Genomic DNA, 19,709 nt, shown 5'->3' on the forward strand with positions numbered 1-19,709 from the left:
GCCGGGCGCGTCTTCCGGCCTTACTGGGCGGTGGCGAGACCGCGGACGACGATTCCCGCGACTTCGGTGACCCGGCGCGCCTGGAATTCCACGGCGGCGAGATTGTCCTCGTGGACGTTTCCGGGACGGTTGCGGGTGACGCTGGAGCTGCCGTAGGGGTTGCCGTTCTCCGGGCGGAAGAGGACCTCGCCGGTGGAGCCGTTGGCGACGATGAGCGAGCCCCAGTGGCAGACGGCGTTGTGGACGGCGAGCAGGGTGGTCTCGTGGCCGCCGTGCGGTGCGGAACCCGAGGTGAAGGCGGACACCACCTTGTTGGCGAGCTTGCCCGGGATCGACACGGGAGCGGTGGAGTCGATGAAGGCGCCGACCGGGGCGGCGGGCAGTCCGAAGCGGACGGGGGTGCCGATGAGGATGCCGTCGGCCCAGAGCAGGTCGTCGAGCCCGACCTCGGGGATCCCGCCGTCGGTCTGCGCGTGCGCGGTCACCGCGTCCTCGGTGCCGGGAACGACGGTCTCGGTGTGCAGCCGCGGAATGCGCAGGAGGCGTACCTCCGCCCCGGCCTTTCCGGCGGCCGCGGCGGCCGCTTCGGCGAGCTTGTGCACGTTTCCGGTGGACGAGTAGTAGACGACGGCGATATTGACCATGTCTGAATCAACTCCTGGCGGGATCGACTGGTGTGGGGCGTGATTCCTGCCGGCAATGCCGCGCGTACTTCGACCCCGGACCATCGGATGCTGGTGAGCGCAGGAGAATCCGGCAAGGGCCGCAGCCGAAATCCGTCAAGTGCGGAGGGGCAGTTGACGGACTCGCCGCGACGGCGTGGACCCGTCCCGGAAGAACGGCTCACGATGCGGAAGCTACGGCGACAAACAGCCCACCGGAAGGAGCATCGTGTCATCCGTTGATCCCATGCTGGAATTTCCCCTCGACACCCAGCCGGACCCCGACGCATTCCTGCGCGCCGCTCTGCGGTGGCATTTCTCCCCGGAAACGGGCTCGCCGTTCTGGCTGGAGCGCGCGGAAACCCTCGGGTTCGACCCGCTGACCGACATCAAGAGCTTCGCGGACCTCTCCCGCTTCCCGAACCTCGCCAACGAGCTGCGCGACGTACGCGCCGAGGACCTCATCCCCCGCGGCTACGGCCCGCAGCCCGAGGTCGTCGGCGTCTACGAGAGCGGCGGCACCACCGGCGCCCCCAAGCGCATCGTCCTGCTCCAGGAGTGGCTGGACCGCCTGCTCACCTGGAGCAGCGCCCAGCTGGACCGGCACGGCGTACCGCAGAACGTGAACTGGCTGGTCGTCGCCCCGACCGGTCCCCACATGGTGGGCGACGTCATCAAGCGCCAGACCGCCTTCCGCGGCGGCCTCGCCTTCACCGTCGACCTGGACCCGCGCTGGGTCAAGAAGCTCATCTCCGAGGGCAAGAGCGCGGAGGCCGGCGCCTACGCCGAGCACATCGTCGACCAGGTGGCGTTCCTGCTCCAGACCCAGGACATCGGCGTCCTGATGTGCACCCCGCCGATCCTGGAGCGCCTCGCCCGCCGCGACGACCTCGCCAAGCTCATCGACGAGAAGGTCAAGGCGATCAACTGGGTCGGCACCCAGATGGACGCCGACACCCGCTACCTGTACCGCACCGAGGTCTTCCCCAAGGCGCACCTCTACAGCGGCTACGGCTCCACGATGATCCTCGGCAACGCCTCCGAGCGCCCCGGGCTCTCGGACGACGACCCGTGCATCTACGACCCGTTCTCCCCGCACATGGTCTTCGACGTGGTCGACCCGAAGACGCGCGAGACCGTCGGCTACGGCGAGCGCGGCCAGGTGGTCATGCACCACGTCAGCAAGAGCCTGTTCATGCCCAACAACCTGGAACGCGACTACGCGACCCGCGTGCCCGGCCCCGAGGGCGTCTGGCAGCTCGGCGACTCCGTGGCGGACATCGCGCCCGTCCAGGAGTTCGACAACGAGACCGTCATCGAAGGGGTCTATTAAAATGAGTTCCGCCCTGATCACGCTGGACGCACTCGGGCCCTCCGGCCCCTTCCGCGCACGCAAGCGGACGACGGTCACCGACGTGACGGGTGCGCCGGTCGCCGAACTCAGCCTGGTTCCCAAGCTGTTCGTGACGCGCGCCATGACCGCGCTGCGGAAGGCCTCCTCGCTGCCCGCCGCCGAGCGGATGGCGGCCCTGGAGCGGGCAGGGCGGATCTTCGCCGAGGAGGTCATCGACGGCCTGTCCTTCCTCGACTACGAGCACACCGTCAGCCGCGTCTCCGGCGTGCCCATCGGGGTCGTCCGGGCCGCGACGGCCGCCATCGTCGAAGCCACCGAGCAGTCCCGGTACGCCGCCTTCCAGGCGCGGCCGGTCGGCGCCGTGGACGACTGGCGCGCCGATGCGACCCGCAACGGCAGCGCCGTGTGGACGCGGCGCGGCGACGTGTTTGCGGTGCACGCGGCGGGCAACCACCCGGGCCCGCACTCGCTGTGGGTGGAGGCCCTGGCCCTCGGCTACCGGGTCGCCGTGCGGCCCTCGCGCCGCGAGCCCTTCACCCCGCACCGGCTGATCTCGGCCCTGCGGGCCGCGGGCTTCGGCGACGACCAGGTCGTCCTGCTGCCCACGGACTACGAGGCGGCGGACGAGATCCTGCGCAGCGCCGACTACGGCCTCGTGTACGGCGGCGACGACGTCGTCCGCAAGTACGCGGGCACCCGCGTGCTGCCGCAGGGGCCGGGCCGCTCGAAGATGCTGGTTCCGGCCGGCGTCGACTGGCGCGACCACATTGACACCATCGTGGACTCCATCAGCCACCAGGGCGGTGTGGCCTGCATCAACGCCACCACCGTGCTGATCGACGGGGACCCGGCGCCGCTCGCCGAGGCCATCGCCGAGCGTCTCGCCCTGATCCCGAGCCTGCCCCCGGAGGACGACAAGGCCGTCCTGGCGGTGCAGCCGGTGGAGGGGGCGCGGGCGATCGAGGCCTTCCTGCTCGCCAAGGCGGCCGGTACGAAGGCGCACCTGGGCGGTGACGGCATCGTGGAGGAGCTCGGCGACGGGAGCGCGGTCCTGCGCCCGGCCGTGCACCAGCTGGACCGTCCGGACGCGGAGCAGGCCGGCATCGAGCTGCCCTTCCCCTGCGTGTGGGTGGCTCCGTGGTCGCCCGCCGACGGTGTCGGGCCGCTGCGCAACTCCCTGGTGCTGACGGCGTTCACCGACGACGAGGCGCTGATCGACGAGCTGCTCGCGGAGCCCACGATCAGCAACGTCTACCTCGGCGACCACCCGACGTACTGGATCCGGCCGGGCGTCCCCCACGACGGCTACCTCGGCGAGTTCCTGATGCGGACCAAGACCGTCATCCGCGACTGAGTCGTCCCGCTCGACCTCCACCCCTCCCGGCCCCGTGGCCGGGAGGGGTCTTCGGCGTTCAGTGCGCTCCGGCCAGCAGCCGGTGGCCCGCCGCCGGCACCCCCCGGCCGAGGAAGGGCCGCAGTTCGCCGTAGGCGGCGGCGTCTCCGACGAGGACCCCGCCCAGCAGGGTCCGGCCGTCCCCGTCCAGGACGAGCTTCGCGTACGTCCCGGCCGCCCCGTCCCGCCGGCTGAGTTCCAGCGATCCCGCGGTGCTCCCGTGGGCGTCCCCGAAGCTCGCCACCTCCACTCCGAGCAGCTTCAGCCGCGTGGACATGTCCGCCTCCCCGAACGGCTCCCCTTCCTGGCCCATCAGCTGGCGGGCCACGGAGGCGGCCATCCGGTAGCCGGGTGCGGCCAGCCCGTAGCAGCGCCCGGCCACCGCCGCGCACTCGCCGATCGCCCAGACGTGTTCGTCCTGGGTACGGCAGTACTCGTCGACCAGGATCCCGCCGCGTTCGCCGGTGGCCAGACCCGCCGGTCCGGCGAGCTCGTCCCGGGGACGCACACCCGCCGAGAACACCACGATGTCCGCTTCGAGGGTGGAGCCGTCCGCCAGCGCGACGCCGTTGGCCCGGCCGTCGGGTCCCGCCTGGATCGAGGCCGTCGCGACACCGCAGTGGATCCGCAACCCCTTGTCCCGGACGTGCCGGGCGAGCATCTCGCCGCCGTCCGGGTCCACCTGGAGGGGCATGAGGCGCGGGGCGAGCTCCACCACGTGCGGCTCCATCCCGAGCAGCCGCAGCGCGTTCGCCGCCTCCAGGCCGAGCAGGCCGCCGCCGATCACCACCCCGGGGCGGCCCGGTACCGCAGCCTCGCGGATCGCGTCGAGGTCCCCGAGCGAGCGGTAGCCGTAGCAGCCGGGCAGGTCGTGGCCCGGTACGGGCGGGATGAACGGCCGGGATCCGGTGGCCAGCACCAGGGCGTCGTAGCCGATGACCTCGCCGGTGGTGGTGGTCACGGTCCGGGCGGCGCGGTCCACGCGGTCCACGCCGGTGCTCAGCCGGAGTTCCAGCAGCGGGTCGTCGAGGAAGCCCGGTGCGGCCAGCGCGAGGTCCGAGGCGCTGCGGCCGTCGAGGTACGAGGAGAGCGCGACCCGGTCGTAGGCGGGGTGCGGTTCCTCGGCCAGGATCACGATCCGCCAGCGGCCGGCCGGGTCGAGGGACCGCAGCTCCTCCACGAGGCGGTGCCCCGCCATGCCGTGTCCGGCCACGATGAGCGTGCGGTTCATGGGGTGTCGGTCCCTTCAGATGGACGGAACGTGCCGCACAGGGCGCGTACCGCGTCCGTGCAGCCGCCGCAGCCGGTGGTGGCCCGGGTCGCCGCGGCGATGGCGGGCAGGTCGTGGGCTCCGGCCCGGCAGGCCTCGGCGAGGGTGTGCTTCGTGACGTTGTTGCAGCGGCAGATCACCGCGTCGTCGGGCAGTTCGCCCTCCTCCGCCGGTGCCACGCCGAGCAGGAGTTCCAGGCGCCCCGAGGGCACCGGCAGACCGAGCTCGTAGAGCCGGCTCACCGCGGCGATGGCCCGCGGCAGCCCCATCAGGACCGCGTCGGTGATCCGCTCGCCCTGCATCCGCAGCCGGGCGTACCGGCCGCGCGCCGGGTCGGTGAAGGTGAACAGTTCGGTGCCGTCGGCACCGTCGGTGGTGCCCGGTCCGCCCCGGCCCAGCTGCACGAGGTCGAGGCCGGGCACCCGCAGCCGGGTGACCTGGCGGGTGCCCCGGTGCCGTACGTCGGCTCCGGTGAGGTGCCGGGCGAGGGTCTCCGCCTGTTCCCAGGCGGGTTCGAGGTGCCCCGCGGCGTCGCCCGGGTGCTCCGCGCAGTCGCCGATGGCGTGGATGCGCGGGTCGTCGGTGCGCAGCAGGTCGTCGACCACGACGCCCGAGCGGACCGTGAGCCCGGCCCGGCGGGCGAGCCCGGTCTCGGGCGCGGCTCCGGTGCACAGCAGCACGACGTCGGCCGCCAGCACCCGGCCGTCGTCGAGGACCAGCTTCCCGTGGTGGTGCTCGGCCGCCTGCCGGCCGCAGTGGACCTCCACGCCCATGCCTTCGAGCCGCCGGGTGAGCAGGGTGCCCGCGACGGAGTCCAGCCGCCGGTCCAGCGGATGCGGCCCGCGGTGCACGAGGGCCACCTCGTGGCCCGCACGGCGCAGGGCCGCGGCCGCCTCCACCCCGAGCGGTCCGGCGCCCAGGACGACCGCGTTCAGCGGGGGTGTCCGGCCGAGCCGTTCGGCGTCGGCGAGGGTGCGGAGCGCCAGGACACCGCGCTCGGGGGAGGCGCCGCCCGCCGGAACTCCGGGGATCTCCGGGAGGACGGGCCGGGCTCCGGTCGCCAGGACCAGGGTGTCGTAGGGGTGCGCGGCCCCGTCCCGTGTGTGCACGAGGCGGCGTCCGCGGTCGATCCGGGTCACGGTGACCCCGGTGTGCAGCCGGGTGCCGGGGGGCGGCGCGGGCAGCGCGAGCGCGTCGGGCGGCAGGGTGCCGTCCAGGACGGAGGTCAGGAGCACCCGGTTGTACGCGGCTCCCGGCTCGGCGCCGAGGACGGTGACGCCGCCCCGGTGGCCGTGGTGGTGCAGCCGCTCCACGAACCGGTTCGCGGCGGGCCCGTTGCCCACCACCAGCACCTCGCCCGCGCTCACGGCCGGGCTCCGGCGACGGGCCCGATGCGCACGGCGCACACCTTGAACTCGGGCATCCGGCTGCGCGGGTCGAGCGCGGGGCTGGTGATCAGGTTGGCCCGGCCGGCCCCGGCGAAGTGGAAGGGGAGGAAGACCGTGTCCGTACGCAGGCTCCCGACCAGCCGGACCCGTGCCACGGTGCTGCCGCGCGCCGAGCTCACCCGGGCCTCGGCGCCCTCGGCCAGCCCGTGGCGCCGGGCGGTGTCGGGGTGCACCTCGACGAACATCTCCGGTGCTGCGGCGGCCAGTTCGGGGATCCGGCGGGTCTGCGCACCGGACTGGTACTGGGCGAGCACCCGCCCCGTCGTGGCGTACAGCGGGAACTCCGCGTCGGGGCTCTCGGCGCTGTCGCGGTGCTCGACCTCGGCGAACCGGGCCAGCCCGTCCGGGTGGGCGAACGCGTCGAGGAACAGGCGGGGCGTACCGGGGTGTTGTGAACCCTCACTCGCCGGGGCCTCGGGGCAGGGCCAGTGCAGGGCCTCGCCGGCGTCGAGGCGTTCGTAGCTGATGCCGGAGTAGTCGGCGCGGCCCCCGCGCGAGGCGCGGCGCAGCTCGTCGAAGACCTCCCGCGGCTCGGTGGGGAACTGCGCGGCGGGCCGCCCGAGCCGGACCGCGAGGCCGTGCAGCACGTCCAGGTCGCTGCGGGCCTCGCCGGGCGGGGTCAGCAGCCGGCGGCGGCGCAGTACCCGCCCTTCCAGGTTGGTCATGGTGCCCTCCTCCTCGGCCCACTGGGTCACGGGGAGGACGACGTCGGCCATGAGCGCCGTCTCGGAGGGCACGAAGTCGGCCACGACCAGCAGGTCGAGCGAGGCGAGCCGTTCGCCGATCCGGGCCGCGTGCGGTGCGGACACCGCCGGGTTCGAGCCGAAGACGAGCAGGGCGCGCGGACCGCCTTCCGTGCCGAGCGCGTCGAGGAGTTCGTAGGCGCTGCGGCCGGGGCCCGGCAGGGAGTCGGGATCGACCCCCCACACCGAGGCGACGTGGGCGCGGGCGGCGGGGTCGGTCAGCATGCGGTAGCCGGGCAGCTGGTCGGCCTTCTGGCCGTGCTCGCGCCCGCCCTGGCCGTTGCCCTGGCCGGTCAGGCAGCCGTAGCCGCTGCCTTCGCGGCCGGGCAGGCCGAGGGTGAGGGCGAGGTTGATGAAGGCCGAGACCGTGTCGGTGCCCTTGCTGTGCTGTTCCGCGCCGCGTCCGGTCAGTACGTACGCCCGCTCCGCTTCGGCCAGCATCCGGACCGCCTCGCGCTGTTCGGCGACCGGAACCCCGGTGACCCGCTCCACGCGCTCGGGCCACCAGGCGGCCGCCCGCCGCCAGGCGGCGTCGAAACCGGTGGTGCGCTTGTTCAGGTAGGGCTGGTCCGCGTGCCCCTCGACGACCGCGAGGTGCAGCAGTCCCAGGGCCAGGGCGAGGTCCGTGCCGGGGGCCGGCTGCAGGTGCAGGGCGGCGGCCTCGGCGGTGGGGGTGCGCCGGGGGTCGATGACGATCAGCCGGGCCTTGTTCAGGTGGCGCATCAGCGGCGGCATCGTCTCGGCCGGGTTGGCGCCGGCGAGCAGGATCACCTCGGCGCCGGCGAGGTCGGTGACGGGGAACGGCAGGCCGCGGTCGAGCCCGAAGGCGGTGGTGCCCGCTGCGGCGGCCGAGGACATGCAGAACCGGCCGTTGTAGTCGATCTGGCTGGTGCCGAGCGCGACCCGGGCGAACTTGCCCAGCTGGTAGGCCTTTTCGTTGGTGAGCCCGCCCCCGCCGAACACGCCCACCGCGTCGGGGCCGTGCTCCTCGCGGATGTCCCGCAGCCGGGCGGCGATCGTGTCGAGGGCGGCCTCCCAGGTGGCGGGGGCGAGCCGGCCGTCCGCCCCGCGCACCAGCGGCCGGGTCAGCCGGTCGGGCGTGCCCAGCAGGGCGGGAGCGGTCCAGCCCTTCTGGCACAGCCCGCCCTGGTTCACCGGGAACTCCTCGTCGGGCCTGACGGCCGGGCGGCCGGCTTCGCCGCTGCCCAGGACGGTGCCGCACTGGAGCGCGCAGTACGGGCAGTGGGTCTTGACCTCAGCTGTGACCTCAGCGCTGACCTCAGCCACGGGGGGCTCCGGCACGGCGGGTTCCGGCGGGGACGCGCTGGACGGCGGGCTCGGCGTCGGGGCGCTTGCGGAGGTAGACCGCCCAGGTCACCAGGACGCACACCAGGTAGAAGCCGAGGAAGGCGAGGAAGGCGGGTTCGCCGGACTTCGCGGGGCCGCCGTAGGCCTCGCGCAGGACCAGGTTGACCCCGACTCCGCCGAGGGCGCCGACCGCACCGGCGATGCCGATCACCGCGCCCGAGAGCCTGCGGGCCTGGGCGAAGGCCTCCGTCGCGTCGTGGCCGGAGGTGACGGCCACCTCGGCCCTCTTGGCGAAGGCCACCGGGATCAGCTTGTACGTCGAGCCGTTGCCGATGCCGGTCAGTACGAACAGGGTGGTGAATCCGAGGACGAAGAGTGCGAAGGATCCCCGGGCGGAGGCCAGCAGCAGGACCCCGGTGCCCATGGCCATCGCGCAGAAGGTGCAGAGGGTGATCAGGGCGCCGCCCCACCGGTCGGAGAGCAGCCCGCCCACCGGCCGGGCCAGGGAGCCGAGCAGCGGTCCGAGGAAGGTGTACGAGGCCGACTCCAGCGGGGTGGCGCCGAACTGGCTCTGGAGCACCAGCCCGAAGGCGAACCCGTAGCCGATGAAGGAGCCGAAGGTGCCGACGTAGAGGAGGGAGATCCACCAGGTGTGCGGGTCGCGGAGGGCTTCGAGCTGGGTGCCGGGTGCGGCGCGCACCGCTGCCACGTTGTCCATCTTCAGTGCGGCGAGGAGCGAGGCCAGCACGATCAGGGGGAGGTAGACGGCGATGACGTAGGCGGGGTGGGAGCTGCCGGCGGTGGCGATGACGAGCAGGCCGATCAGCTGGATCGCCGCGACGCCGAGGTTCCCGCCGCCCGCGTTGGCGCCGAGGGCCCGGCCCTGGAGGTGCCGCGGGAAGAGGACGGCGATGTTCGTCATGGAGGAGGCGAAGTTGCCGCCGCCCACCCCTCCGGCGGCGCCGATCAGCAGGAACACCCAGAGCGGGGTGCCCGGTTGCTGGACGAACCAGAGCGCGGCGAGCGTGGGGACGAGCAGGACGGCGGTGGAGAAGACGGTCCAGTTGCGGCCGCCGAAGCGGGTGACCGCGTAGCTGTAGGGGAGCCGCAGCAGGGCGCCGACCAGGGTCGGGACGATGACGAGCAGGAACTTCTCGGCCGGGGTGAAGCCGAGGCCTATCTCGGGCGACATGAAGAGCACCAGGACCGACCACATGCTCCACACGGAGAAGCCGATGTGTTCGGAGAGGACCGAGAGGATCAGGTTGCGGCGGGCGGTCTTCCGGCCGGACCGCTGCCAGAACTCCTCGTTCTCGGGGTCCCAGTCCTCGATCCAGCGTCCGGTCTCGGGCCGTGCGGGCTTCATGGCATCTCAGCTTCCTGCTCGGGGCGTTGTCCGTCCTGGCGGGGGACTTTCTCCCCACTGACTGAACCATACAGTTCAGTTCAGTTGAATTCAATGGCGAATCCGGAGGAGGGGGAGGAGCAGGGGAGGAGAGGTTCAGTGAGGCTGAGGATGCGGTCGGGTCTACGGCCGCGCCAGCGCCCGGTCCACCAGCGGACCGGCGCCCCCGGTGTAGGTCGCGGGATCGCACAGCCGCGCGCGTTCGTCCGCCGTCCAGCGGCCGTGCAAGGCAGGCTCCTCGGCGAGCAGTTCGTGCAGGGGCCGGCCGCTCTCCTCGGCCGCGGCCGAGACCCGGGTCAGCAGTTCCTTCGCCGCCACCTTGCCCAGCAGCGGGGCCAGTACGGCCGCGATCCGCTCGGACACCACCTGGCTGCCGGTCAGTTGGAGATTGGCCCGCATCCGCTCCGGCCTGGGGACGAGGCCCTCGGCGAGTTCGGCGGCCGTCGCGGCCGCGCCGCCGACCAGTCGCAGGCATTCGCGCAGCAGCTGCCACTCGGCGTGCCACACGCCGCCCGACCGCTCGTCCTCCGACACCAGGCACTGCACCAGCGCGGCGGAGAGGGCGGGGACCTGGAGGGAGGCACTGCGCAGCAGCGTGCTCAGGACCGGGTTGCGCTTGTGGGGCATGGCCGAGGAGCTGCCGCGGCCGGCCACGGCGGGCTCGGCGACCTCGGCGATCTCGGTCCTGGCCAGGGTCTGCACGTCGAGGGCGATCTTGCCGAGGGCGCCCGAGGCGAAGGCGAGCGCGGCGGCGAGGTCGGCGATCGGGGTGCGCAGGGAGTGCCAGGGCAGTACGGGCCGGGCGAGGCCGGTCTGTGCGGCGTAGGCGTCGACGAGCCGGTCCAGGTACTCGCCCGGCTCCGGCCACCGGCCCGCGCCGTCGATCCGGGCGTACTCCAGGTATCCGGCGAGCGTTCCGGCGGCTCCGCCGAGCGATACCGGCAGTCCGCCGTCCTGGACCCGGGCCAGCCGCTCGTCGGCGTCCAGGACCAGCGACCGCCAGCCGGCCGCCTTCAGCCCGAAGGTGGTGGGTACGGCCTGCAGGGCGAGGGTGCGCCCGGCCATCCCGGTGTCCCGGTGCTCCCCGGCGAGCACGGCCAGGGCGGCGGCGGTACGGGCCAGGTCGGCCCGGATCAGCTCCAGGGCCCGGGAGGCCACCAGCATGGCGCCGGTGTCGAAGATGTCCTGGCTGGTCGAGCCGCGGTGGACGTACTCGGCGGCTTCGGCGTCCTCGGCGGCGACCACCCCGGTCAGCGCCCGCACCATGCCGACCACGGGGTTGGCGGTCTCCCGGGCGGCGAGGGCGAGGGCCCGCAGGTCGAGGTTCCCGGCCCGGGCGGCCGCGGTGATGACGTCGGCTGCGGACTTCGGGAGGGTGCCGAGTTCCGCCTGGGCGCGGGCCAGGGCGGATTCCGCGTCGAGCATGGCCTGCAGCCAGGCCAGATCGCAGACGGCTTCCTCGACCGGGGTGCCGGCGCGCACCGGGGACAGCAGCCCCGCGTCGGTGAGCACGTCCTGCCGGCCGGCGGGAGTAGCGGGGGCGCTCATACCAGGACTCCGGTCAGGTCGGTCTCGGCCGGCAGCGGTGCGACGTCCGCCGGGACCGGGGCGGAGACCGTCAGGGCGAGCACGGACCGGGCGATCGCGTCGGAGTCGCCGAGGGTGACCGAGTCGACGCCCGGGCGGATGCCGGCGGCCGTCACCCAGTGCACGGACTCGGTGGGCACCCCGTACGCGAACCGGCGCGGGTGGGCGCGGCCGCGCGCGTCGAGCAGCCGGTAGGGGCGCTCGGTGACCGCCAGGCCGCCGGACTCGTAGCCGGAGCCCTCGCCGCCGGAGATCCGGTACGTGGTGCACTGCTCGGTGTCGAGCAGGTGGCGCAGCAGCGGGTCGTCGGTGCGTCGCAGGTCGGGCTCGGGCAGCCGGGCCTCGATGAGGACGGTGGCGCGGACCGCGGGTCCGGGCACCTGCCGGTTCTGGAGGATGAAGGTCGCCTGGTCTCCGGCGGCGGTGTCGACGCGGATCTCCGTACCGGGACCGGTCAGTTCGAGCACTCCGGCCTCGATGAGGGCGATCATCTCCTCGATGCGGGAGGCCGGCGGGCCGATGGAGAGGAAGGCGTTGAGCGGGGTGTACCAGCCCTCCAGGTCGTCGCGGTGCGAGTCGGCGGTCAGGCCGCCGTGGTCGACGGCGAGGCGGATCTCGTTGCGCAGGTCCCGCATCGTGTCCAGGGCCGCCTTGAGCGGGCCGCTGAGGTTGCCGGCCTTGGCCTCCTTCACGTCCTGCTCCAGGTACGCGACGAGCCAGGTGCTGAAGTCCGAGCGGCTGGTGAACTCCCGGTCGCCGTAGGGGCGGGAGAGCCGGTTCCAGCTCCAGCGCTCCGCCGCCTCGATGCCGTAGGCGTCCAGCAGCGCTTCGCGGTCCTGCTCCTGCTCCAGCGACAGGAAGCGCGCGGTGAACCCTTCGCTTTCGCTGCCGCGGCCCTTGTTCTTCAGCAGGGCGCCGTAGTAGACGCTCTCCGTCTCGCGGGAGATGAGCGGCCACAGGTCCTCGGAGAAGCTGATGCCGTCGCCGTCCGCGGAGCGCCGGCGCATGTCGGCGATCGCCTCGGGGGTGAGCAGGCGCGGCAGGTAGCGGCCGTAGGCGCCCTTCTCGTTCTCGCCGCGGGCGTGGTACGGGATCCCGCGCCGGGAGAAGGCGTACAGCTTGGGCTCGTCGCCGGAGGGCTGGTAGGTCAGGCGGCCGTCCTCGCCGCGGACGTAGCTGCCGCCGCGGCCGGCGGTGAAGAGCGCCATGTGGTCGAAGAAGTTCAGGCCCAGGCCGCGCAGCAGGACGTTCTGGCCGGGCTTGACGACGTGCAGGTTGAGGTCCGCGGGGTTGGCGGGCGTCACGTAGGTGAGGTGGTGGATGCGGGCGAGGCTCGCCGTCTTCGCCTCGCGGGGGGTGAGCCGGGCCGGTACGTGGCCCTGTGCCATCACGATGGCGTCCAGGTTGTTGAGGCGGACGCCGTTCTCCAGCCGTACGCCCTGCGGTCCGCCCGGCACGCCGTGCGTGTCGGCCATGGCCACGGCGCGGGAGGCGTGCACCTCGACGGTGACGTGGGCGGGGGCGTTCGCCACGACGCGCTCGAAGGTGGCGCGCAGGTAGCTGCCGTAGAAGGCGCGGGTGGGGTAGGTGTTCGGGCCGAGCCGGCGGGCCTCGTCGACGGTGGACTCGGGGAGTCCGGCGGCGGCCGCGCCGCCCTCGGCGATGCTCCGCGCCCACTCGAAGAGGGTGGGACCCGGCTCGATCGGGCCCTCGGTCTGCACGCTGTCGTCGGTGTAGATGGTGATCTGCGAGGCCACCGTGTTCATCAGCAGGTGCTGCGACTGGTCCGGGCGCCACACCTGGCCGGCGCCGGGCGCCGAGGGGTCGACGACGTGGACGGTGACCGCGCTGTGCGAGGGGCTGCGGCGCTCGTTGGCGGCCAGCCGTTCCAGTACGGAGAGCCCGCGCGGGCCGGCGCCGATGATCGCGATCTGGCTGTGTCCGTTGGTGCTCATCGCTGGTTTCCGTTCCGGGAGGTCGTGGTGGTGTCGGTGTCGTCGGTGCGGGCGCCGTGCATCCAGGCCACGTAGTCGTGGAGCTGGTCGGCGGTGAAGGCGGAGAGCTGGGCGTTGCGGGCCGAGGCGGCGGGGCCCTCGGTGTGCCAGAGCTTGATGCTCTCCCGGGCGAGGAGCTGGATCTTCCCGGTGCGCTCGCGCCGCTCGGCGTTGAACTTCTCGAAGCGCAGGGGGAGTTCGGAGGTGTCGCAGTCGAGCAGGTCGCCGAGGATCACGGCGTCCTCCAGGCCCTGGCAGGCGCCCTGTGCCACGTAGTGGAGCATCGGGTGGGCCGCGTCGCCGAGCAGGACGACCCGTCCGTCGGTCCAGTCCTCGACCGGGTCCCGGTCGACGAGGACCCAGGACTTCCACCCTTCGCCGAGGGCGAGCAGCCGCTGTGCGTCGGCGCCGAGCGAGCCGAACTCGCGGCGGATGTCGCCGGCCGAGGCGGGCACTCCGGCGACCGTCTCGGTGGCGTTGTTGTGGCTGCTCGCCGCGAGGTTGAGGTACTTGCCGCCGGCGATCGGGTAGTGCACGAAGTGGCAGCCGGGGCCGGTCCACCAGGTCACGGAGGTGAGGTGGCGCAGGTCCTCGGGGATCTGCTCCATCGGGATGATCGCCCGGTAGACGGTGATCCCGGAGTTGCGGGGCGCGCCGTCCCCGACGAGCTGGCCGCGGATGGCGGAGTGGATGCCGTCGGCGCCGATGACGGCGTCGCCGGTGATGCGCTCGCCGCTCTCCAGGAGGACCGAGGCGCCGTAGGCGTCCTGCTCGTAGCCGGCGGCGGGTGCGGAGCCGCGCAGTTCGATGTTCTCCGAGGCCAGGCAGGCCTCCAGCAGCTTGGTGTGGAGTTCGGCGCGGTGGACGACCGCGTACGGGTTCCCGAAGCGCTCCCGGTAGGTGTCGGTCAGGTCCATGCTCACGACGTGTTCGCCGGTGACCCCGTCCATGAAGCGCAGCTCGTCCATGAGGACGGCGGTGGAGCGGACGGTCTCTCCGAGGCCGAGGCGGTCGAGGGCGTGGATTCCGTTGGGGGCGAGCTGGATGCCCGCTCCGATCTCGGCGAACTCGGGGGCGCGTTCCAGGACGAGTGCGGTGTGTCCCTGCCGGGTGACGGCGAGGGCCGTGGCCAGTCCGCCGATTCCGCCACCGACGATGATGAGCTTCGACATCAGACCTGCTCCTGAAGGGATCGGGCGGCGGGGGCGCCGGAGGTGAGCAGCCGGGCGAGTTCCAGGCGCTTGATCTTGGTGGTGGCCGTCTGCGGAAGGTCGGACTGGCGCCACTGCACGGGCTCGCCCATCTGCGGGAGGCCCGAGACGGCGGACTGCCAGGCGTCCATGTCCAGCGGCTTGTCGTCCTTGGTGCATACGACGGGGATGGCGCGGCCGTTCTCGTCGGGGATGATGATGACTTCGGCGAGCTCGTCGAGCCGGGTGAAGAGGGTGTCCTCGGCGGCGAGGGTGGAGCCGAAGCCCTCGATCAGGTCGACCTCGCGGTCGAGCAGGTGCACGCAGCCCCACTTGGTGCGGTAGCCGACGTCGCCCATGCGCCACCAGCCGTCGTTGACCTGCTTGTCGTAGCGCTCCTGCTCGCCGAGGTAGGTGACGATCCGGCCGTCGCTCTTGACCTCGATGAAGCCCGGGTTCGTCTCGGACGGCGGCAGGCCGTTGCGGCTGACGACGCGGACGTCGGTCATGCCGGGGAAGGGCATGCCCACGCAGCGGCCGTCCGCGTCGAGGCCGCGGCGCTTGGAGAAGGAGCGGGCCACGGCGGGGCCGATCTCGCTCTGTCCGTACAGCTGGCCGAAGACCGGGGCCTTGCGGCGGGTGGCGGCCAGGAGCCGCTGCACGGTCCGCGGGTGGATGGCGTCGAAGGTGCTGCTGAAGAGCTTCACGTTCGCCAGCGGGCCGCGCGGGTCGTCGGCGAGCTCTTCCCACTCCATGAAGGAGTTGGGGTGGGCTTCCAGGATGCCGGGGCGGAGCTGGGAGAAGAGGTCGGCGGCCCGCTTGGGGTCGCCGTCGGCGAGCACCACGATGGGGAAGCCGCGGAAGAGGGAGATGGCCAGTGCGGTGATGAGCCGCGAGTGGACGAAGGAGACGTGCATGGCGATGGTCTCGCGGCCCGGGAGCAGCGGCCTGGTGATCAGGGCCTGCGGCAGGTAGCGGGCCTGCAGGGTGTGACCGGTGTGGACGGCCAGCTTCGGGGTGCCCGTGGTGCCCGAGGTGTGGGTGATCAGGGTCGGGTGGTCCGCCGGCATGGTCACGGAGGGGACGCGCGGGACCCCGGCGAGGGAGGCCAGCTCGGTCGCCTGCCGGTAGCTGCCGGAGGTGAGCAGGACCTGCTCGGCCTCGGTGAACACCGAGTCGGGCAGCTCGGTCTCCAGCTTGTCCTGGTCGGTGAGGAGGTACGGCTGGTCGGTGCGGCGCACGAGCTCGGCCACGGTCTCGCCGTCGAGCTTCGGCGACAGCAGTACCGGTACGGCGCCGATGCGGGCCACGGCGCAGGCCAGGAGGGTGATGTCGAAGCCGTCGGACTTGTAGACGACCACGCGCCGGCCGGGGCGGACCTTGGCGGCCCAGAGCCGGGAGGCGAAGTCGTCGATCAGGTCGGCGACTTCGGCCACGGTGGCCCGGCGCCCCAGGGCCGGGGCGATGTCCAGGTCGTGGTCCAGGATCACCACGTTCGTCGGGTGCTTCTTGGCGGCCCGCTCGAAGAGCGTCCCGAGCCGGATGCCCTTGTTGCCTATGCGCTGCAGAATCATCGTCTCGCCGTTCTCAAGTCAGTGGTGCAAAAGGTCAGTTGATGTGTGGGGTGGGGGTGGTGGGCTCAGGCCGTCTTCTCGATGACGGGCCTGACGCGCTCCAGGGTCTCGGCGAGGTCGCCGGTCACCTTCTCGCCCCACTCGGCGAAGAACTTCTGCTTGGCGTCGGCGTCCATCTCGGCGGTGATGCCGACGATCCCCTCCGTGGCGGTGCCCATCCGGAAGTGGTGCGTGAGGAGGCTGCCCGCGCCCTCGGCCTCGATGGAGAAGCCCCAGACGCTGTCCTGCTTCACACCCGAGCTGTTGTGCATGGCCCACTGGAAGGTGCGGCCGACCTCGGCCTCGACGACCTCGGCGTAGGTGGTCCACTTGCCGCGCACCACGGGGGCCCAGGAGACGACGTCCTCGCTGCGCTCGTTCTCTCCGCGGAAGACCGAGCCGACCGCGCCGGGTGCGCCCGTGGTCCACTCGCCGCCGAGGCACTCGGGGCTCCACTCGCCGCTGCGGGCCAGGTCGCTGACGACCGCGTACACCTGGGCCGGGGTGGCCTGGACGTGGATCTGGGCCCGCGACCCGAAGAGGGGCGTCTGGGTCTCGCTCATGGAACTGGCCTCCTGGAAAGTCCTGTGGCTGTTTCGAATGGCTGTGGCTGTGGCTGTGCTGCTTCGGCTGTCCCGGTTGTTGTTCTCTCCGTTCCGGCCGATGACTGAACCATACAGTTCAGTTCAGTTGAACGCAACGGTTCAGTTCAGTTGGACCTAGACTGGTGTTCCCACAGCCACCGCCGAGGACCAGGGGATCGACATGAAGCCGCGTACTACGGCAGAGCAGTTGCCCGCCGTCCCCACCGGGATCCGTGCCGCGCGCAAGCGCCAGGCCATCCTGGAGGCGGCCCGCACGGTGTTCCTGCGCGACGGCTTCGGGGCCGGCGTCGACCTGCTGGCCGCCGAGGCGGGGGTCTCCAAGGTGACCGTCTACAACCACTTCGGCAGCAAGGAGAACCTCTTCAACGCCGTGATCGGGCAGACGCTCGACGAGGCGCTGGAGAGGGCCCAGTCGGTGATCCAGGCCAAGCTCGCCGAGTCCGACGACATCCGCACGGACCTGGTGGAGGCCTGCCGCACCTGGGTCGCGGGCCTGACCTCCCCGGAGGTGCTGGCGCTGCGCAACGTGATCGCGGGGGAGCGGCACCGCTTCCCCGAGCTGGGGAGCGCCTGGCAGGAGGAGGGCCCGGGCCGCCAGCACGCCGTACTGGCCACGGCCCTCGGCCGCCTCAACGACCGCGGCCTGCTCCGGATCCCGGACATGGAGCTGGCGGTCCTCCAGCTCTCGGGCCTGGTCCTCTCCCCGCACCTGGTCTACGGCGTCTACGGCACCGCCCTGGACGCGGACCTGGCGGAGCGCCTCGTACAGGGCGGCGTGGAGATGTTCCTGAACCAGTACGGCGCCGACGACAAGTAGGACCGGCCGCGCTGCGGCCGGTCCTGGGTCCTGTCGTCGAACTCCGGGCTGCGCCCAAGGCAAGCCCGGCCGACGCCCTCGCCGACGCCCTCGCGAGGCAGCCGCTTCGGCGGACAGATCCTGGCAGCCATCCGTACAGAGGTAATTGGCCGTATCTCGACTGCCCTTCCACGATCCCGACCGGCTTACTGATGCTCCCGCGCCGCGCGGGTGGATACGACGACAGCACGGGGGGGCCATGGATCACACAGGCGGCTTCGGCGTACCACCTGGGGCTCCGCCACCGCTTCCGCCCCAGCCACCGCCCCAGCCGCAGCAGCCTCCCCAGATACCGCCGATGCCGCTGCCTCCGCGCAGGGGCAAGCCGCTGGAACTCCGGGTCCGGCGGCAGATCCTGTGGGTGGGGTCGGCGGCCGTTCCGCTGCGCAATGTCACCTGGGTCGAAGCGTTCAGGCTGAAGCCCGCCTGGGGCATGTTCACCGTCTTCTTGCTGCTGCTGGGCCTCGCCGTCTTCGTCCTTCCCCGGACCGACCTCTCGGACGAGGGCGGCGGCCTCGGCGTCCTCCTCCTGGTGCTCCTGGTCGTCGTCGGCGCTGTCGTGCTCTCGTCGCGGAAGCCGGTGCTCGTCGTCGAGATGAACAGCGGTTCCAGGGTGGTACTGACCCTGCCGAGCGTGGATGAACTGCGGCAGATCGCCGGGCAGATCGTGTACGCGATCGACCACCCGGAGTACGAGTTCTCCGCCGTACTCGAGCAGCACAACACCACGAACAACTTCGGTTCCGTCGTCAACATGAACGGCGGCAAGGGAAACACGGGGATCAGGCTATGAGCGACACGACGAACAATTACGGAGACGTCGTCAACATGCACGGCGGCGAGAAGAACATCGGCATCAGCCATGGCCCCGTCGTCCACAACGACGGCACCGCTCAGGACGCCGAGCTCCGAGCCGCCGTGGCAGAACTCACCCGGCTCCTCCAAGACCTGCGCCCGGAGCTCACCCCGGAGCAGGCCCGGACCGTGGAGGACGTCCTGCCCGCGCTCGCCCCCGACCGGGCCGCCCTGCGTGAGCGCGGCATGATCCTGGCATCCGTCTCGCAGCTGGCGGCGACCGTGGGCGAGGTCGGCCGACCCGTCGTGGAGGCGGTGGGGCGGCTGCTCGCGCTGCTGGGCTGACGGCTCCTTGTCCGGCCCCCCGGGTCAGGCCTCGTAGCGGCCGAGGCGGTCGTGGGCGTAGTCGTCGAAGGCCTGGTCGACCTCCTGGGCGGTGTTCATGACGAACGGGCCGCTGCGGACCACGGGTTCGCCGATCGGCTCGCCGGACAGGAAGAGCAGGTCGGCGCCGACCGGGCCGCCCTCGACCCGGACGCTGTCGCCGTCGTGCGCGAGGACGGCGAGGTCCCCGTCGGTGAGTTCCTCCGCGCCGGCCCTCCCGCTGCCGGACAGGACGTACACGGCGGCGCTGCGGCCCACCGGCGCGGGGAGTACGGCGGCGGCGCCCGGGGCCACCGACGCGTGGACGACGGTCACCGGTACCCCGGTCCGGAAGGGTCCGGTCACCCCGAGGGCCGTGCCCGCGAGGACCTTGAACCAGGAGCCGTCGAGCCGGCGCACCACCGGGATCTGCCCGGCGTCGCGGTTCTGGGCGCGCGGGCGGAGTCCCTTGAGGGAGCCGGGCAGGTTGATCCAGATCTGCAGGTGGTGCTGGAGGCCGCCCGCATCGCGGAAGGCCGCGGTCGGCTGCGCCGAGTGCAGTACGCCCGCGCCGGCCGTGAGCCACCGCGCGCCGCCGGGGCCTGTGACGCCGTGGCCGCCGGTCGAGTCGGCGTACTCGATGTCCCCGTCCAGGACGTACGTGAGGCTCTCGAAGCCGCGGTTCGGGTGCTCGGCGGCGCCCCTGGGCTCGCCCGGGCCGAGGTCCAGCGGGCCGGTCTGGTCGACCGCCAGGAAGGGGTCCAGCTGCGGGATGCGGGGGGTGGGGAAGGCGCGGCGCACCGGGTACCCGTCGCCCTCCAGGGCGCGGGCCGGCTGAAGCACGTCGACCACGGAGCGGCTCGCGGTGGCGGCGGCGTCGGTGGCGATGTCGGTTGCGGAACCCATCGTGGTCATGATGCCTTCTCTCTCTTGGTGGTCCGACGTCGTTCTGCCGGCCCCCCGACTGAATGAACTATACAGTTCAGTTCAGTTATCGCGCAAGACCACCCCCGCGCCGACAGCTGACAGATACGTCCTCGCGCGCTTGAAGGCGAACCGCCCGTACGGACAGACTCCCGCTCATCCCCCCCCGACCTCCTTCGCGCGGGCCTGCCGGGCACGG

At 72.5% G+C, this 19,709-nt stretch carries 16 protein-coding genes; 5 read left to right on the plus strand and 11 right to left on the minus strand.

Annotated features, from left to right (window positions below):
- Nucleotides 1-20: 20 nt before the first annotated feature.
- Entirely contained in the window at nt 21-644 is a 624-nt protein-coding gene (locus tag NLX94_RS09795) for a flavodoxin family protein (protein WP_254382223.1), read from the minus strand.
- A gap of 265 nt (nt 645-909) precedes the next feature.
- On the opposite strand from NLX94_RS09795, the gene NLX94_RS09800 reads away from it, so the two are divergent.
- A complete protein-coding gene (locus NLX94_RS09800) occupies nt 910-1,995 on the plus strand; it encodes a phenazine antibiotic biosynthesis protein (RefSeq protein ID WP_254382224.1) in 1,086 nt (361 codons plus the stop codon).
- Between the two features lies 1 nt (nt 1,996).
- The gene (locus NLX94_RS09805) at nt 1,997-3,370 is read left to right on the plus strand and encodes an aldehyde dehydrogenase family protein (protein WP_254382225.1); all 1,374 of its coding nucleotides are present in this window, start codon (nt 1,997-1,999) and stop codon (nt 3,368-3,370) included.
- A 58-nt stretch (nt 3,371-3,428) separates the two neighbouring features.
- Here the strand turns inward: NLX94_RS09805 and NLX94_RS09810 are convergent, their stop codons facing one another.
- From NLX94_RS09810 to NLX94_RS09850, 9 genes are all read right to left on the minus strand, one after another.
- Nucleotides 3,429-4,640 carry an NAD(P)/FAD-dependent oxidoreductase gene (locus NLX94_RS09810; RefSeq protein WP_254382226.1) on the minus strand — a complete coding sequence of 404 codons (1,212 nt, stop codon included), beginning with the start codon at nt 4,638-4,640 and terminating at the stop codon, nt 3,429-3,431.
- Nucleotides 4,637-6,046 carry an FAD-dependent oxidoreductase gene (locus NLX94_RS09815; RefSeq protein WP_254382227.1) on the minus strand — a complete coding sequence of 470 codons (1,410 nt, stop codon included), beginning with the start codon at nt 6,044-6,046 and terminating at the stop codon, nt 4,637-4,639. The genes NLX94_RS09810 and NLX94_RS09815 overlap by 4 nt, the downstream gene beginning before the upstream one ends.
- On the minus strand, nt 6,043-8,157 hold the full coding sequence (locus NLX94_RS09820; protein WP_254382228.1) for a molybdopterin oxidoreductase family protein: 2,115 nt from the start codon (nt 8,155-8,157) through the stop codon (nt 6,043-6,045). Before NLX94_RS09820 ends, NLX94_RS09815 begins: the two co-directional genes overlap by 4 nt.
- Nucleotides 8,150-9,544, minus strand: a complete 1,395-nt coding sequence (locus NLX94_RS09825) for an MFS transporter (RefSeq protein ID WP_254382229.1) — start codon at nt 9,542-9,544, stop codon at nt 8,150-8,152. The genes NLX94_RS09820 and NLX94_RS09825 overlap by 8 nt, the downstream gene beginning before the upstream one ends.
- A gap of 162 nt (nt 9,545-9,706) precedes the next feature.
- Nucleotides 9,707-11,131: a 3-carboxy-cis,cis-muconate cycloisomerase gene (gene pcaB, locus NLX94_RS09830; protein WP_254382230.1), complete on the minus strand. Its 1,425-nt coding sequence runs from the start codon at nt 11,129-11,131 to the stop codon at nt 9,707-9,709.
- Entirely contained in the window at nt 11,128-13,125 is a 1,998-nt protein-coding gene (locus tag NLX94_RS09835) for an FAD/NAD(P)-binding domain-containing protein (protein ID WP_254382231.1), read from the minus strand. Before NLX94_RS09835 ends, pcaB begins: the two co-directional genes overlap by 4 nt.
- Nucleotides 13,122-14,336 (minus strand): FAD-dependent monooxygenase, encoded by a 1,215-nt coding sequence (locus tag NLX94_RS09840; protein WP_254382232.1) that lies wholly within the window; start codon nt 14,334-14,336, stop codon nt 13,122-13,124. The genes NLX94_RS09835 and NLX94_RS09840 overlap by 4 nt, the downstream gene beginning before the upstream one ends.
- Nucleotides 14,336-15,928, minus strand: a complete 1,593-nt coding sequence (locus NLX94_RS09845) for a class I adenylate-forming enzyme family protein (protein WP_254382233.1) — start codon at nt 15,926-15,928, stop codon at nt 14,336-14,338. The genes NLX94_RS09840 and NLX94_RS09845 overlap by 1 nt, the downstream gene beginning before the upstream one ends.
- A gap of 65 nt (nt 15,929-15,993) precedes the next feature.
- A complete protein-coding gene (locus NLX94_RS09850) occupies nt 15,994-16,530 on the minus strand; it encodes an SRPBCC family protein (RefSeq protein WP_254382234.1) in 537 nt (178 codons plus the stop codon).
- A 202-nt stretch (nt 16,531-16,732) separates the two neighbouring features.
- Between NLX94_RS09850 and NLX94_RS09855 the strand changes: the two genes are divergently transcribed.
- From NLX94_RS09855 to NLX94_RS09865, 3 genes are all read left to right on the plus strand, one after another.
- On the plus strand, nt 16,733-17,389 hold the full coding sequence (locus tag NLX94_RS09855; RefSeq protein ID WP_254382235.1) for a TetR/AcrR family transcriptional regulator: 657 nt from the start codon (nt 16,733-16,735) through the stop codon (nt 17,387-17,389).
- A 337-nt stretch (nt 17,390-17,726) separates the two neighbouring features.
- Complete coding sequence (locus NLX94_RS09860; protein ID WP_254382236.1) at nt 17,727-18,221, plus strand: DUF6232 family protein; 495 nt, start codon at nt 17,727-17,729, stop codon at nt 18,219-18,221.
- Nucleotides 18,218-18,568: a hypothetical protein gene (locus tag NLX94_RS09865; RefSeq protein ID WP_254382237.1), complete on the plus strand. Its 351-nt coding sequence runs from the start codon at nt 18,218-18,220 to the stop codon at nt 18,566-18,568. Before NLX94_RS09860 ends, NLX94_RS09865 begins: the two co-directional genes overlap by 4 nt.
- Before the next feature lie 24 nt (nt 18,569-18,592).
- Here the strand turns inward: NLX94_RS09865 and NLX94_RS09870 are convergent, their stop codons facing one another.
- On the minus strand, nt 18,593-19,492 hold the full coding sequence (locus NLX94_RS09870) for a pirin family protein (protein ID WP_254382238.1): 900 nt from the start codon (nt 19,490-19,492) through the stop codon (nt 18,593-18,595).
- Nucleotides 19,493-19,709: the final 217 nt, after the last annotated feature.

Source organism: Streptomyces sp. TBY4, assembly GCF_024213195.1.
GTDB lineage: Bacteria > Actinomycetota > Actinomycetes > Streptomycetales > Streptomycetaceae > Streptomyces.